15 protein-coding genes and 1 tRNA gene are annotated in these 13,630 nt (G+C 64.6%); 9 read left to right on the top strand and 7 right to left on the bottom strand.

What is annotated here, in order from left to right; translation table 11 throughout:
* Window positions 1-6: 6 nt before the first annotated feature.
* The gene (gene edd / locus E2K76_RS03465) at window positions 7-1,812 is read right to left on the bottom strand and encodes a phosphogluconate dehydratase (protein ID WP_136682868.1); all 1,806 of its coding nucleotides are present in this window, start codon (window positions 1,810-1,812) and stop codon (window positions 7-9) included.
* 208 nt (window positions 1,813-2,020) lie between these two features.
* Here edd and E2K76_RS20255 point away from each other — a divergent pair, with 208 nt between their 5' ends.
* Genes E2K76_RS20255 through E2K76_RS03455 form a run of 3 tightly spaced genes read left to right on the top strand, consistent with a single transcriptional unit; the run spans window position 2,021 to window position 3,937 of the window.
* Window positions 2,021-2,158 (top strand): hypothetical protein, encoded by a 138-nt coding sequence (locus tag E2K76_RS20255; protein ID WP_169053192.1) that lies wholly within the window; start codon window positions 2,021-2,023, stop codon window positions 2,156-2,158.
* A gap of 46 nt (window positions 2,159-2,204) precedes the next feature.
* A complete protein-coding gene (locus E2K76_RS03460; RefSeq protein ID WP_136682867.1) occupies window positions 2,205-3,404 on the top strand; it encodes an RSP_2647 family RNA methyltransferase in 1,200 nt (399 codons plus the stop codon).
* Window positions 3,401-3,937 (top strand): RSP_2648 family PIN domain-containing protein, encoded by a 537-nt coding sequence (locus E2K76_RS03455; protein ID WP_136682866.1) that lies wholly within the window; start codon window positions 3,401-3,403, stop codon window positions 3,935-3,937. Before E2K76_RS03460 ends, E2K76_RS03455 begins: the two co-directional genes overlap by 4 nt.
* On the opposite strand, the gene E2K76_RS03450 is transcribed toward E2K76_RS03455, so the two are convergent.
* The 3 genes from E2K76_RS03450 to E2K76_RS03445 are packed head-to-tail and all read right to left on the bottom strand — an operon-like array spanning window position 3,934 to window position 6,139.
* On the bottom strand, window positions 3,934-4,611 hold the full coding sequence (locus E2K76_RS03450) for a M48 family metallopeptidase (protein WP_136682865.1): 678 nt from the start codon (window positions 4,609-4,611) through the stop codon (window positions 3,934-3,936). The two genes, E2K76_RS03455 and E2K76_RS03450, sit on opposite strands and share 4 nt — an antisense overlap.
* Window positions 4,611-4,775: a hypothetical protein gene (locus E2K76_RS20250; RefSeq protein ID WP_169053191.1), complete on the bottom strand. Its 165-nt coding sequence runs from the start codon at window positions 4,773-4,775 to the stop codon at window positions 4,611-4,613. The genes E2K76_RS03450 and E2K76_RS20250 overlap by 1 nt, the downstream gene beginning before the upstream one ends.
* 11 nt (window positions 4,776-4,786) lie before the next feature.
* A complete protein-coding gene (locus E2K76_RS03445) occupies window positions 4,787-6,139 on the bottom strand; it encodes a DUF2927 domain-containing protein (protein WP_136682864.1) in 1,353 nt (450 codons plus the stop codon).
* A 281-nt stretch (window positions 6,140-6,420) separates the two neighbouring features.
* Between E2K76_RS03445 and dksA the strand changes: the two genes are divergently transcribed.
* Both dksA and E2K76_RS03435 read left to right on the top strand, forming a co-directional pair.
* Window positions 6,421-6,843: an RNA polymerase-binding protein DksA gene (gene dksA, locus E2K76_RS03440; protein WP_136683002.1), complete on the top strand. Its 423-nt coding sequence runs from the start codon at window positions 6,421-6,423 to the stop codon at window positions 6,841-6,843.
* 63 nt (window positions 6,844-6,906) lie between these two features.
* On the top strand, window positions 6,907-8,004 hold the full coding sequence (locus tag E2K76_RS03435; RefSeq protein WP_136682863.1) for an FAD-dependent oxidoreductase: 1,098 nt from the start codon (window positions 6,907-6,909) through the stop codon (window positions 8,002-8,004).
* On the opposite strand, the gene xth is transcribed toward E2K76_RS03435, so the two are convergent.
* Complete coding sequence (gene xth / locus E2K76_RS03430; protein WP_136682862.1) at window positions 7,994-8,773, bottom strand: exodeoxyribonuclease III; 780 nt, start codon at window positions 8,771-8,773, stop codon at window positions 7,994-7,996. The two genes, E2K76_RS03435 and xth, sit on opposite strands and share 11 nt — an antisense overlap.
* Before the next feature lie 51 nt (window positions 8,774-8,824).
* On the bottom strand, window positions 8,825-9,160 hold the full coding sequence (gene erpA / locus E2K76_RS03425) for an iron-sulfur cluster insertion protein ErpA (RefSeq protein ID WP_136682861.1): 336 nt from the start codon (window positions 9,158-9,160) through the stop codon (window positions 8,825-8,827).
* A gap of 77 nt (window positions 9,161-9,237) precedes the next feature.
* Here erpA and E2K76_RS03420 point away from each other — a divergent pair, with 77 nt between their 5' ends.
* Window positions 9,238-10,365 (top strand): deoxyguanosinetriphosphate triphosphohydrolase, encoded by a 1,128-nt coding sequence (locus E2K76_RS03420; RefSeq protein ID WP_136682860.1) that lies wholly within the window; start codon window positions 9,238-9,240, stop codon window positions 10,363-10,365.
* Here the strand turns inward: E2K76_RS03420 and E2K76_RS03415 are convergent.
* Entirely contained in the window at window positions 10,347-10,814 is a 468-nt protein-coding gene (locus tag E2K76_RS03415; RefSeq protein ID WP_136682859.1) for a disulfide bond formation protein B, read from the bottom strand. The two genes, E2K76_RS03420 and E2K76_RS03415, sit on opposite strands and share 19 nt — an antisense overlap.
* Before the next feature lie 138 nt (window positions 10,815-10,952).
* Between E2K76_RS03415 and ypfJ the strand changes: the two genes are divergently transcribed.
* The 3 genes from ypfJ (at window position 10,953) to E2K76_RS03400 (ending at window position 13,624) form a co-directional block, all read left to right on the top strand.
* Window positions 10,953-11,789, top strand: coding sequence for a KPN_02809 family neutral zinc metallopeptidase (ypfJ, locus tag E2K76_RS03410; RefSeq protein WP_136682858.1), 837 nt, complete (start codon window positions 10,953-10,955; stop codon window positions 11,787-11,789).
* Between the two features lie 38 nt (window positions 11,790-11,827).
* Window positions 11,828-11,911, top strand: a tRNA-Leu gene (locus E2K76_RS03405).
* Between the two features lie 222 nt (window positions 11,912-12,133).
* Window positions 12,134-13,624 (top strand): right-handed parallel beta-helix repeat-containing protein, encoded by a 1,491-nt coding sequence (locus tag E2K76_RS03400; protein WP_136682857.1) that lies wholly within the window; start codon window positions 12,134-12,136, stop codon window positions 13,622-13,624.
* Window positions 13,625-13,630 lie beyond the last annotated feature (6 nt).

Below are 13,630 nucleotides of genomic sequence, written 5' to 3'. Positions count from 1 at the left end.
GTTTCCTCATACGACGACAGCGGCGCCCTCGGTGGCATTGCCCACCGTCTGGCGGAAGGATTCGAACAGCTCGCGCCCGATACCGTGACGATTCGCCGAAAGATCGGCAATGACCGGATCGCGCGTCTCGAAATCGGAGGCCAGCACCTCAAGCTTGCCCGACACGGCATCGACGCGCACGATATCGCCATCGCGCAGGCGTGCAAGCGGACCACCCTGTGCCGCTTCGGGCGAGACGTGGATCGCCGAAGGCACCTTGCCCGACGCGCCAGACATGCGCCCATCCGTGACCAGCGCAACCTTGAGCCCGCGATCCTGAAGCACCGACAGAACCGGCGTCAGTGAGTGAAGCTCCGGCATCCCGTTTGCGCGCGGGCCTTGAAAGCGCACGACCACGATGGTGTCCGCGGTGAACTCGCCCGCACGAAACGCAGCCTTCACCCCTTCCTGATCATGGAAGACGCGGGCCGGAGCTTCGATCACGTGACGTTCGGGTGCCACGGCGGACACCTTCATCACGCCGCGCCCGAGGTTCCCGGCAAGCTGTTTCAGCCCGCCCGTCTTCTGGAAAGGATCGCTGGCAGGCCGCAGGATCTTGTCGTTGGAGCTTTCCTTTGGACCGTCGGACCAGACGAGGCGGCCGTCCTGAAGCTTTGGATCATGGCGATAATGGCTCAGCCCGTCGCCGGCGATCGTCTTGACATCGTCATGCAAAAGGCCCGCGTCCAGAAGCTGGCCTATCATGTAACCGAGGCCACCCGCCGCGTGGAAATGGTTCACGTCGGCCAGCCCGTTGGGATAGACCTTGGCCATCAGGGGAATCGTATTCGAGATGTCCTCGAAATCCTGAAGGTCGAGGATCACGCCCGAAGCCCTTGCCATCGCTGGCAAATGCAGCACGAGGTTGGTCGATCCGCCCGTCGCCATCAGCCCGACGATGCCGTTCACATAGGCACGCTCGTCAAGGATCTGCGAGGTGGGTCGGTAGTCGTTGCCCAGCGCGGTGATCGCGGCGGCACGAGTGACGGCAGCCTCGGTCAGCGCGTCGCGCAGAGGGGTGTAGGGGTTCACGAAACTCGCGCCCGGCAGATGCAGACCCATGAACTCCATCAGCATCTGGTTGGAGTTTGCCGTGCCATAGAAGGTGCAGGTGCCGGGGCCGTGATAGGAGGCCATCTCGGCGGCCATCAGTTCATCCCGCCCGATCTCTCCGGCGGCGAAGCGGTTGCGAACCTTGGCTTTTTCGTCATTCGGAAGGCCCGAAGTCATCGGCCCGCCGGGCACGAAGATCGACGGGATATGGCCAAAGGTCGCCGCCGCGATCACCAGACCGGGCACGATCTTGTCGCAGATGCCAAGATAGAGCGAGCTGTCGAAGACATTATGCGACATGGAAACGCCCGCCGCCAAGGCAATGACATCACGAGAGAAAAGCGAAAGCTCCATCCCGACCTGCCCTTGGGTTACGCCGTCGCACATCGCCGGAACACCGCCCGCCACCTGCGCGGTCGCGCCGACCTTGCGGGCCGCCTCGCGGATCTGCTTCGGGTAATCCTCATAGACGCGGTGGGCCGACAGCATGTCGTTGAAGGCCGTGACGATCCCGATGTTCGGCACACGCCCTTCGGCCAGGGCAGGCTTGTCATCTTCCATTGCGGCATAGGCATGGGCCTGATTGCCGCAGGTCAGATGCGCGCGCGCCGGGCCTTGGCTGGCAGCCGCCTCCATCCGCGAAAGATACGCGCTGCGTGATTTCTCGGACCGTGCGCGAATCCTGTCGGTCACGCGGTCGAGTGTGCTGTTCAGGATCATGGGGTAACCACCTCTGGCTTGCCCGGCATAGATGGGGTCCGGGTGCGGGAATGTCCACATGTTAGCGGTAACTGCCTTCGGGGGAAAGGGCACCCGCCGCATTTTTCGGATTGCAACTGGTGCATGGCGGGAATGCGAGATGCTGCACTGCCGCATCCCGCGGTTATGTCCTACATAGGCAACGGGAGGCGTTGAAAAGGCAGAAGAAATGAACCGCGAATATTATACCATCGTCATGGAAGCCAATCGTCAGCGCGACGCGTTCATTGCGGACAGCCTGCGCCGCTTCACCGCCATGCTGCTTCGCGCATTCGGTCGCCGCGCACCGCAGGGCAGCCGCGCCTGAACGCAGACCCTTCCCGAAGACGGGCGAAGCGGGTAGAGCATCCGGCATGACCGAAATGCACGCAACCCGCCCCGTCGTCCGCCTGAAGCCCAAGGCCGAAGCCCGCGCCATTCGCCACGGCTTTCCGTGGGTCTATGCTGACGAGCTGGTCACGGACCGCCGCACGCAGGCGCTCGCCCCCGGAACGCTTGCCGTGCTGGAGGATGCCGACCGTCGCCCACAGGCGCTGGTGACCGTAAATACCCAGTCGAAGATCATCGCGCGGGTGCTGGACAGCAATCCGGACGCGCAGATCGATGCGGCCTGGTTTGAGGCGCGGCTGCAACGCGCGCTGGACCTGCGCGAGCGGCTGTTCGACGCGCCATTCTATCGACTCGTCCACGCTGAATCGGACGGTCTGCCGGGCGTGATCATCGACCGTTTCGGCGATACCGCCGTCATCCAGCCGAACGCCGCTTGGGCCGAGGTGCATCTGGACCTGCTGGCCGCCGCATTGACACGCGTGACGGGAATCACGTCCATCGTCAAGAACGGCACCGGCCGGTCTCGCGGTCTTGAAGGGCTGCCCGAGGAAACCGTGCTTCTGTCGGGCGCTGTGGATGGGCCGATCCCGGTGCCGATGAACGGCGCCACCTATATGGCCGACGTCATGGGCGGGCAGAAGACCGGCCTGTTCTATGACCAGCGCCCGAACCATGCCTTCGCTGCAAGGCTGGCGAAAGGTGCACGGGTGCTGGACGTGTTCACCCATGTCGGTGGCTTCGCTCTGGCCGCTTTGGCTGGCGGCGCAAGTTCCGCGCTGGCGGTCGATGCGTCGTCCCCCGCACTGTCGCTGGCGACCCAAGGGGCCGAGGCCAGCGGTTTCGCGGAACGTTTCGACACCCGCCAAGGCGATGCCTTCGCCGTGCTTGAAGCATTGGGGCAAGAGGGTGCGCAGTTCGACCTCGTCATCTGCGATCCGCCCGCCTTTGCCCCGGCCAAACCCGCGCTGGAGGCCGGTTTGCGCGCCTATGAACGGATCGCGCGCCTTGCTGCGCCGTTGGTGGCCCCGGGCGGGTATCTGGTGCTGTGCTCCTGCTCTCACGCGGCGGATCTGTCCGCGTTCCGCAATGCCTCGGCCCGCGGGATCGGGCGGGGCGGTCGGCGCGGGCAGCTGATCCATACCGGCTTTGCCGCGCCGGATCACCCGATCCTGCCGCAACTGGCGGAAAGCGGATACCTGAAGTCGCTGTTCTTCCGGCTGTGAGGGTCGTCCTCGACGCCTGCGTGATCTTCCCGCCGATCCTGCGGGATATCCTGCTGGGCGTCGCGGCGGCGGGGCTTTACCACCCGATCTGGTCCGAGCGGATCATCGAGGAATGGGCCCGCGCCACCCGCAAGATCGGCCCCTTGGCCGAAGGCGAGGCGCGGATGGTTGCGCTGGCGATGAACGCTCAATTCCCCCGCGCGATGCAGCGCGCAGAGCCGGGGCTGGAGGCGCGGCTGCATCTGCCCGATCCGAATGACATCCATGTTCTGGCCGTGGCCATCGGCTCCAGCGCGGATGCGATCCTGACCTTCAATGCCTCGGATTTTCCGCGTCATGTCTTGGCCGAGGAGGGTATCGCGCGCCGCGACCCGGACGGGTTCCTGTGGGAGCTTTGGTCGCACCATCCCGAAACCGTCGCGGGCGTCATCGACCGCGTTCATGCCCGCGCCGAACAGATGGCGGGGGGCGAGGTGTCGCGCAAGGCGATGTTGAAACGCGGGCGCCTTTCGCGGCTGGCCAAGGTGGTCTAGCCCCAGCGTTCCTCGCGCGCTTCGATTGCGCGGATACGCTCGGGGGTGGGCGGATGGCTCAGAAGCCATGCGGGTGCGGTGCCACGCGCGCCGGACAGGCGATCCAGCTTGGCGAACATTGATTTCTGCGCCCCGGTGCCGATCCCGGCCTTCACCAGAAGGGCCGAAGCATAGGCATCCGCCTCGTGCTCGTCCCGCCGAGACAGCCTTGCCGCCAGCGCCTGCGACAAGAGGCCTGCCAACATCACACCGACTCCCGGCAGGAAACGCTGGATCACCGGCGTCACGATCATCAGCACCGCATTCTGCCCGGTGAAGTCGATCATGCGCCGTTGCGAATGGCCCAGAGCGACATGGCCCAACTCATGCGCGATGACGGAGGCGAGCTCCGCCGCCGTCACCTCGTTGCGCCCGAAGCTTTCCATGAACCCGCGTGTCAGAAAGATGCGGCCGTCGGGCGCGGCAAGCCCGTTCACGGCGTCCATGTCGATCACGTGGACAGGCACATGCGGGATGTTCAGCGCGGCGGCCATGCGTGCGGTCATCGCCTCCAGCTCCGGTTCGGCCAAGGGGCGGGAGCGCTGGTCCAGCATCGCCTTGGTCCGCGCCGCTGCGAGCTGCCATTTCACCAGCCCGTAACCGATGGCCAGCAGAAGGGGCAGCAGCGTAAGCATCAGGTCATCCGGTCGATCACGATGGTCAGCAGCAGCCCGACGAGCGACAGGAAGATCGCGTAACCGGCGCCGTATTGGAGCATGTCCATGGCCCTGCCGCCCCGGCGCTTGGCCTGGAACGCGCCGATGATCGCGCCCCCCAGCAGTCCTGCAATCACGATCACGTCCGTCTCCCTCAGCCGCCTGCCGGGGGGGCGAGGGCGGTGATCTCGGCCATCCTCGCGCGCACCTCCGCGTCAGAGCCGAAGCCATAGCGTGCCCAAGCCAGACTGTCGAGCCGGGTGGCCTGGGCCGCGTCGTCCTGCCCCAGCACCCGCAGCGCCTCGGACCGGATCATCAGCAGCGTCGCCAGCAGCGCCGCGTTCTGCGCCTGCGTGACGACGGGACGTGCGTGGTCGGCCAGCAGGATCGCAACCTCCGGCTCGCCCGAGGCCAGCGCGAAGGCGGCCATCTGCATGTCCACATGCGCGGCATGCAGCGCTCCGGTCGGGATGTTGCGGAATACCCGCGCCGCCTCGATGAAGCCGGCGGCGGCAACGCCCAGATCGCCGTCAAGGTTCAGTCGCGCCAGCGCGAACCAGCTGAACCCCATCCGGGCGTCCTGCCAGCCGCGGTCCTGCGCCATCCGCAGCGCACGCTCCGCCGCACGGATGCGGGCGGGTTGGCCAGTGTCGGGGCCGAACGCCGTCTCGATGGCGGAAATCCAGCGGCGTGGTGTCTCGGGATCGATCGGCGCGCTGGAAAGCGAGCCGCGCGGATTGAATTTCGCCAAAAGACCAGGCACCACCGCCGCCGCCTCGGCCCGCGTCATGCCCGACCGCATTTCAGGCGCGTAATAGACGCGCAGCATCAGCATGTCGAAGCTGGTCAGCACGTTGTGGAAATTGTCGTCGTTGAAGATCGAATCCGGCAGGCGATAAAGGTCGTTCAAAGGGCCGATGGCCTGCGCCAATTCCTCGTGCAGACAATCGCGCGTTTCCTGCGGGCTGGTGTCGGATGGGATGAAGACCGCAATCCGCTCGCGTGTTTTCAGGGTGGTCCAGTCCAGATCGGCATTCTGCGGATTGGCCGCATATTCGGCGAAGGACGATACGCGCGGCACGACGAAACAGGCGGCGGTGGGCACTCGCTTGCGCAGAACCTCGACCGGGACGAATTCGATGGTGACCGAGGCGGGGCCTTCGCTGCGCGAGATGTCGATCCGCGCCTCGGATCGCATCCTGTCCAGCACGGCGTCCAGATCCGGCCCGGCGGTCGCGGGAACGGGGCCGCGCATCGCCACGGTGATCGGTCCCTCGAAGCGGCTCATCCTCGGGATTTCGCGCCCGCTTTCCATAAGAAAGCTGAGGTCGAGGAAGTCGCGCACCATCTGCGCGTTGCTGCGCTGCGCCGAGAACGGGCGCTGTGGGCCGAAGCTGCGCATGGGCGGAAGCGCGTCCGCGATCATCGGGGGGCTGCTCGTCACTTCCGGCAGGGTTTCGGCGCAGCCCGTCAGCAGCAGGCAGGCGAGGAGGAGGCGGAAGCGCATGGGGGGCGGCCCTGTCGAACGAGGAAAGGCGTCATGCCGGTCCGTGGCCCAAGGATAGAGGAACCCGCGTCGAGGCCAAGGGGCAAAGCGAAACAACCTATGGTTGCAGTGCGGCGATGCGTTGTAAAATCTGCACAATTTGCGCGGTGCAGTCGCGGCGAATTTCGCCCGCACCCGGCCAGTCCGATAGTGACATTGGCCCCCGCTTGGAGTATGCGGACCGCGAAAGGGAGTGCCGGACCAACGACAGCCCCATCGGTCCGGCCTGCGAAAAGACAGCCATGAAAGCAGAAATCTTTCTTACCGATGATTACCGTCCCGCGGAATCGGAACCATTTATGAACGAGCGTCAGCTCGAATACTTCCGCCGAAAATTGCTGAGCTGGAAGGCCGAGTTGATGGAGCAGAGCGCCGAGACGATCGAAGGCCTTCAGGATTCGGGCCGCAACGTTCCCGACATCGCCGACCGTGCCTCCGAAGAAACCGACCGCGCGCTGGAGCTTCGCACCCGCGATCGTCAACGCAAGCTGGTTTCCAAGATCGACTCCGCCCTGCGCCGGATCGAGAATGGCGAATACGGATATTGCGAAGTGTCGGGAGAGCCGATCTCGCTGCGTCGTCTGGATGCGCGTCCGATCGCGACCATGACGCTGGAAGCGCAGGAAAAGCACGAACGCCGCGAGCGCGTTCACCGCGACGACTAAGACTTTCCAGACCCGTTTTCCGCGCCGGGTCTTCGGGCCCGGCGCTTTTCATTGGAACGCAGCATGACGCCATCCGACATCACGATCCTTGGGGCAGGGATCGCGGGGCTGTCCGTGGCGCGGGCGCTGTCGCTGCGCGGATGGCGCGTCACCGTGCTGGAACAGGCGGCCAGTTTCGGTGAAACGGGGGCGGGGCTTCAGATCTCGCCCAATGGGGCGGCGGTCCTGCATGCGCTTGGGTTGGGCGATGCATTGGACGGCGCTTCGATACGTGGTCGGGCGGTCGAATTGCGGCGGGGAAGCAGCGGCGCGAAGGTGCTGCGGCTGGATGTGTCCGACCAACGCTATCATATGATTCACCGCGCGGACCTGATCGGGCTGCTGGCAGATGGCGCGACCGAGGCCGGGGCGCGGATCGTGATGGGCGGGCGCGCCCATGATGCCCCCGGCTATGTCATCGGTGCGGACGGCATGCATTCGCGCCTGCGCGGTGCGATCGGCGGTGCCTCGCAGGCGTTCTTTACCGGCCATGTGGCGTGGCGCGCGGTCATCCCGGCGGAACCGGGGGCCGAGGCAGTCGCGGAAATCCATATGGGACCGGGGCGCCATCTGGTCAGCTACCCTCTTCGTGGCGGAATGCTTCGCAACATCGTGGCGGTGGAACGGCGCAAGGCGTGGGCCGAGGAGAGCTGGACTCTGCGTGATGACGCGCGGAACCTGCGGGCTGCGTTCGCGACCTTCTCTCCCCGCGTGCGCGGCTGGCTGGACCGGGTGGACGAGCCGTGGCTATGGGGCCTGTTCCGTCACGAGGTCGCGAGGCTTTGGCATGACGAGCGGCGGGTGATCCTTGGCGATGCAGCGCATCCGACGCTGCCGTTCATGGCGCAAGGTGCGAATCTGGCGCTGGAGGATGCATGGGTTCTGGCCGATTGCCTGAACCGTCATCCGGATTTCGTGTCGGCCACCACCGCCTATCAGCGCATCCGCGAGGGGCGCGTAAGGAAGGTCGTCGCGGCGGCCAACGCCAATGCCCGCGTCTATCACCTGCCGCCGCCGATTGCGCCGGTCGCCCATGCGGTGATGCGTCTGGGCGGCGTGATCGCACCGAAGGCGCCGCTCAGACGCTTCGACTGGATCTATCGTCACGACGTCACGCGTTGAGGTCGATCCAGACCGGCACGTGATCCGAAGGCTTCTCGCCCGCGCGCACTTCGCGGTCGATGCGGCAATCCGACAGCAGATCGGCGGCTTGGGGCGACAGCAGCAGATGGTCGATGCGGATGCCGTTGTTCCGCTCCCACGCGCCGGCCTGATAGTCCCAGAAGGAATAATGCCCCGGCCCCTGCACCCGCGCGCGGAAGGCATCCGTCAGGCCAAGGTTCAAAAGCCGCCGAAATGCCTCGCGCGTCTGCGGCAGGAACAGCGCGTCGGTCAGCCAGACCTCGGGCCGCGCCGCGTCTTCGGCCTGCGGGATGACGTTGTAATCGCCGGCAAGAACCAACGGTTCCTCTTGCGCCAGCAATTCGACCACGCGGGCCTGCATCCGCGCCATCCATGCCAGCTTGTAGTCGTATTTCGGCCCCGGCGCGGGGTTGCCATTGGGCAGATACAAACCGCAGACGCGCACGGCCTTGGTGCCGATCACCGTGGCTTCGATCCAGCGGGCCTGCACATCCTCGTCATCACCGGGAAGGCCGCGCGTGACATCTTCCAGCGGCAGTTTCGACAGGATCGCGACGCCGTTGAAACCCTTCTGCCCGTGGGTTTCCACGCGCCAGCCCAGATCCTCGAAAATCTCGCGCGGGAAGGCCTCATCGACCGACTTGATCTCTTGCAGCAGGACCACATCGGCATTCGCCTCCGCCAGCCAGCGGGGAAGCGCCTCGATCCGGGCCTTGATGCCGTTGATGTTGAACGTGGCGATCTTCATGGCGGCCCTCCGGTTTTCACCGTTCCTAGGCCGCGCGGCCGTTCGATGCAATCAGATCGAAAAGCTGACGCCGCAGCCACAGGAGCTGGAGGCGTTCGGATTTTCGATCACGAAACGCGCACCGATCAGTTCTTCGGAAAAGTCGATCACTGCATTGGCAAGGAAGGGCAGGGAAACCGCATCCACCAGAACCCTCTGGCCGTTCTTTTCCAGCACCAGATCATCATCCGCCGGATCGTCCAGCTTGATGTCGTATTGGAACCCGGAACAGCCGCCGCCTTCGACCGCGACGCGCAGGGCACGGTTTTCGCCCGTATCCTCGGCAATCTCGGCCAGCCGCGCAAAGGCACGGTCGGTCACGCGGGGCGGAAGGGTGAGGGCGTCCATGGCAAAAACCCGTGTCATCGGTGTTACCTATCCCATATAGGATGAAGCAAAACGTCTAACAAGAACAGGCAAGACACATGTTGGCCCCCTATGCCTGCCAGCCTTCGCAATCGCGGGGCCGGCTTCATGGCGAAGACCTGAGCAGTTTTCGTTCCGCCTTCCAGCGCGACCGCGACCGGATCATCCATTCCTCGGCCTTCCGCAGGCTGAAACACAAGACGCAGGTCTTCGTCGAACACGAGGGCGATTATTACCGCACCCGCCTGACCCATTCGATCGAGGTGGCGCAGGTTGCCCGCACCATTGCCGGCGTTCTGGGCCTGAACACCGATCTGGCCGAATGCATCGCGCTGGCGCATGACCTGGGGCACACGCCCTTCGGCCATACGGGCGAGGATGCGCTGTCGCTGCTGATGCAGCCCTATGGGGGCTTCGATCACAACGCGCAGGCCATGCGGATCGTGACCCGGCTGGAACGGCACTATGCCGAGTTCGACGGGCTGAACCTGACATGGGAATCGCTTGAGGGGATCGCCAAGCACAACGGCCCCGTCACCGGCGATTTGCCCTATGCGCTGGCCGAAGCGAATGCCGAATGGAATCTGGAGCTGCATACCTTTGCCAGCGCCGAGGCTCAGGTCGCGGCGATTGCCGATGACGTCGCCTATTCGCATCACGACCTGCATGACGGGCTGCGTTCGGGCCTGTTCGACGAAGAAGACCTGATGGAACTGCCCGTCACCGGCCCGGCGTTCGAGGAGGTGGATCGGATCTATCCCGGGCTGGAGCCGATGCGGCGCCGCCACGAGGCGCTGCGCCGTGTCTTCGGGCGGATGGTCGAGGATGTGATCCACATTGCCCAGAACCGTCTGGAGGCCGCCGCGCCGCAGTCGGTGGACGACATCCGCGCGATGGAACAGACGGTGATCCGCTTTTCGAAGCCGCTGTATCAGGAGCTGAAGGCGATCCGCAGCTTCCTGTTCACGCGCATGTATCGCGCGCCTTCGGTCATGGCGGAACGCGCCAAGGTCACGACGGCGGTAAACGATCTTTTCAAGCTGTTCATGGAACAGCCCGCGATCCTGCCGCAACAATGGCGCGGCGAGGGCGATGATGAAGTTCAATATGCCCGCAACGTCGCCGACTACGTCGCGGGAATGACCGACCGTTTCGCGTTACAGGAACATCAGCGGCTTTGCCGCTGAGCCGCCACGATCCAGACGGCAACCAGGATCAGCGATGCGATGGCGTTCCACGACGCCATCGACAGGCCCGCCATCGACCAGGCCACCTGATCGCACATCACCACGTGCACAGGCTGCGCGGTGGACAGCAGATCCGCCCCCGACAGCCCTGAAAGCGCATCGGAAGATCCGGTGCAGCTTGCGGGGCCGGGCCACCATTTCCGCTCCACCCCGGTGTGGAAGATGCCGATCCCGGCGCTGGTCAATGGCGCCAGCGCGCCCAGCCAGCACAGCGCACGGCGGGGCATCACCCAGACCAGCACGCCGATTGCGATCGCCGCACCGTGCGGCCAGCGCTGCCAGATGCACATCGCGCAGGGTGCAAGCCCGCCGATATATTGAAACGCCAGCGCACCCAGCAGCAGCGCCGCCGATCCTGCCGCTGCAATCGCGGCCCAAACCCTTGTCATCGTCTTCCCCGGTCTGCCTGCGAACAGTTTATGCCGCAGGAATGGCAATGGAAATCACGTCGGGCAGGACATCACGCAACACTTTGCGAAGCGCCATCCCTGTCGTAAGGTTTCACTGCATCGTGATGGGGTCGAGTGATGGATTGGCGTGGAAGACGAGGCAGCCGCAACATCGAGGATCGACGCGGACGATCCGGCGGCGGCGGGGCGGCAATCGGGGGCGGGGGCGTCATCATCGTCCTGCTGCTGGGATATTTCCTTGGCATCGACGTGACGCCGCTTCTGAATGGCGGAATGCAATCGGGAACGACCGAGATCACGCAGGCGGACGAGGAGGCGGCGCAGTTCGTCTCGGTCACCCTGGCCGATACGGAGGAAGTCTGGGCGGGCGTGTTCCGCGACCAGCTTGGCGAGAGCTATACGCCCGCGACGCTGGTGCTCTACAAGGGCGTGACGCAGTCGCCTTGCGGTGGGGCCAGCGGCGCGACCGGGCCGTTCTACTGTCCGGGCGACAACAAGGTTTATCTCGACACCGACTTCTTCGTGACGCTGGAACGCCGCTTGGGCGCGCAGGGTGATTTCGCGGCCGCCTATGTCGTCGCACACGAGATCGGGCACCATGTTCAGGACGAACTCGGCATCCTTGACCGCGCCAACCAGATCCGCCAGCGCAGCAGCGAGGCGGACAGCAACGCCATCTCGGTCATGATCGAGCTTCAGGCCGATTGCCTGTCCGGCATCTGGGCCCGCCATGCCGAAGCGCAGTTCGGCTCCATCGAACCGGGCGATCTGCAAGAGGCCGTCAATGCCGCGCGCCAGATCGGCGACGACACCTTGCAGCGCAACGCAGGTCAGCGGCCGATGCCGCACACTTTCACCCATGGCACATCCGAACAGCGCGCCCGCTGGTTCGAAAACGGATACCGCACCGGCCAGATCGCGCAATGCGATACGTTCCGGGCCGAACGTCTGTGATTGACCCCGCCTTCGCCCTGCGTTAAGCGGGCGGAAGTGCCCGAGTGGTGGAATGGTAGACGCAGGGGATTCAAAATCCCCCGCCGCAAGGCTTGTCGGTTCGAGTCCGACCTCGGGTACCACTTTCTCGAAAATTTATTCGATTGGAACCGATGGAAGTCCCGGTTCCTGCATCTTCAGGGTGGTTCTTCGCATCCGTACTGTTGCTTAACCCCGATTAAGCGATGCGCGATTAGGGTTCAGTTGCGGAAACGGACCGGGGCGGTCGAATGGCGAACGTTCCACCGCGCTGGTTTGCTTCCTCACGCGTGTGACCCCTGAACGACAAAATTCCGGAGACAGTGATGACCAGACACGAGACGGCGTTCGCCGCACTCGGCCAGCCCCTTGCGGCCGCGCCGCAGAGCCAACGCGCGATCGACCCGGCAGAGCAGGCGCGACTGCTGGCCGAGGTCAACGACCTGCGCAAGAAGTATGCCGACATGGTCCGCGCCATCCAGAACACGCAGTCTTCCGGGCTGACGGTTCCCAGCCACCGCTATGCGACCCGAGATCGGCTGAAGCGGGCGCTGGACGCGGCCATCGCGGCCTATGTCGCCTATGCGGGGGAACACCCTCCCGGCGGGACGGGCACCGAGGCGAAGCCGACCCCAGCACCTTCGGTCGGTGTGATGATCGCGGATCGCGCGGCGTTGGATGCGGCGCTCGCATCGGCAAAGGGGGGCGAGTTGTTTCGGCTTGCCGCAGGCCACTATGGATCGATCGAGATCAAGCCCAACTTTGCGGTTCCCGTCACGCTGCAGAGCGATGGGTCCGCAACATTCGGCTCGATCAAGTTGCTTCGCTGGCACTGGCAGCATCGCGGCAAGGGTTTCGTGCTGGATGGCCTGAAGGCGGGATATATCGGCGTCAATACCGTCGATGCGGTGCGCATCCGACGCTGCGACGCCGAGCAGGTGGTGATCGAAAGCGCGAACGACGTCGTCGTGGAGCGGTGCTGGCTGCATGACGGGCAATTCCCGCTGCGCATCCTGCGCGCTTATCGTTTCAAGGTCACCGGCAACATTCTGGAACGGGCCCGCGAGGATACGATGCGAATCTCTGGCGACAGCCGTTTCGGAGAGGTGCGCGGCAATGCGTTTTTCGACAACCGTGCCGCCAAGCCGATGCATGGCGATCATCTTCAGATATTCGGACTGCCGAACGAATCCTCGTGCCCGCAGGACATGACCATCGAACAGAATCTGTTCCACGATTGGGCGGCGGATGGGAAAGAGGTTTTTCACACCCGCGATGGCGATCCGAAAAAGAAGGAAACCTTCAAGGCGGGCGGTAGGGGAACGCCGGCCCCCGCGCAGGGCATCTTTGTCGGTGACGGAATCGGCGACTTCGAGCGTTTCTCGATCCGTCACAACCTGATGCGCCTGTCGATGGTGAACGCCATCTACATTAAATCGGGGAAGGCCGATTACCTCGTTTCGGAAAACATCGTGCTTCCGATCCAAGGGCAGACCATGGCCCGCATCCGATTGCCGCAATTCCCCAGGCAGCCGAACTGGAACCTGAAAGGCGTCAAGGTGACGCGCTGTGTCGCCTTCATGATCGAAAAGGAGACGCCCGAGGGGGAGGTGCTGCCCGACAACTTTACCTTCGGAAGCAGCGTCGATGGCCTGTTTGCAGGGATAAGCGACGCGGACGGCAATGGCGGACGCGAGCCCGAGCACTACCGGCTGGCCCCAAAATCGCGCGTTCCTGCCGGTCTGGTCGACTCGTGGCTGGAGGCGACGATCACCGTCTTGCGCGCCACGTTGAACGAAGTGCGGCGCGGATCGTGACGACAG

The organism is Falsirhodobacter xinxiangensis (genome assembly GCF_004959935.1).
GTDB lineage: Bacteria > Pseudomonadota > Alphaproteobacteria > Rhodobacterales > Rhodobacteraceae > Falsirhodobacter > Falsirhodobacter xinxiangensis.
Note: the sequence above shows the minus strand (reverse complement) of the source record. Positions and strands in the feature narration are given on the sequence as shown.

What these genes read in the sequence shown, in the direction of transcription:
- edd (WP_136682868.1), bottom strand. Translation starts at nt 1,812, where the DNA reads ATGATCCTGAACAGCACACTCGACCGCGTGACCGACAGGATTCGCGCA.
- E2K76_RS20255 (WP_169053192.1), top strand. Translation starts at nt 2,021, where the DNA reads ATGAACCGCGAATATTATACCATCGTCATGGAAGCCAATCGTCAGCGC.
- E2K76_RS03460 (WP_136682867.1), top strand. Translation starts at nt 2,205, where the DNA reads ATGACCGAAATGCACGCAACCCGCCCCGTCGTCCGCCTGAAGCCCAAG.
- E2K76_RS03450 (WP_136682865.1), bottom strand. Translation starts at nt 4,611, where the DNA reads ATGCTTACGCTGCTGCCCCTTCTGCTGGCCATCGGTTACGGGCTGGTG.
- E2K76_RS03445 (WP_136682864.1), bottom strand. Translation starts at nt 6,139, where the DNA reads ATGCGCTTCCGCCTCCTCCTCGCCTGCCTGCTGCTGACGGGCTGCGCC.
- dksA (WP_136683002.1), top strand. Translation starts at nt 6,421, where the DNA reads ATGAAAGCAGAAATCTTTCTTACCGATGATTACCGTCCCGCGGAATCG.
- E2K76_RS03435 (WP_136682863.1), top strand. Translation starts at nt 6,907, where the DNA reads ATGACGCCATCCGACATCACGATCCTTGGGGCAGGGATCGCGGGGCTG.
- xth (WP_136682862.1), bottom strand. Translation starts at nt 8,773, where the DNA reads ATGAAGATCGCCACGTTCAACATCAACGGCATCAAGGCCCGGATCGAG.
- erpA (WP_136682861.1), bottom strand. Translation starts at nt 9,160, where the DNA reads ATGGACGCCCTCACCCTTCCGCCCCGCGTGACCGACCGTGCCTTTGCG.
- E2K76_RS03420 (WP_136682860.1), top strand. Translation starts at nt 9,238, where the DNA reads ATGTTGGCCCCCTATGCCTGCCAGCCTTCGCAATCGCGGGGCCGGCTT.
- E2K76_RS03415 (WP_136682859.1), bottom strand. Translation starts at nt 10,814, where the DNA reads ATGACAAGGGTTTGGGCCGCGATTGCAGCGGCAGGATCGGCGGCGCTG.
- ypfJ (WP_136682858.1), top strand. Translation starts at nt 10,953, where the DNA reads ATGGATTGGCGTGGAAGACGAGGCAGCCGCAACATCGAGGATCGACGC.
- E2K76_RS03400 (WP_136682857.1), top strand. Translation starts at nt 12,134, where the DNA reads ATGACCAGACACGAGACGGCGTTCGCCGCACTCGGCCAGCCCCTTGCG.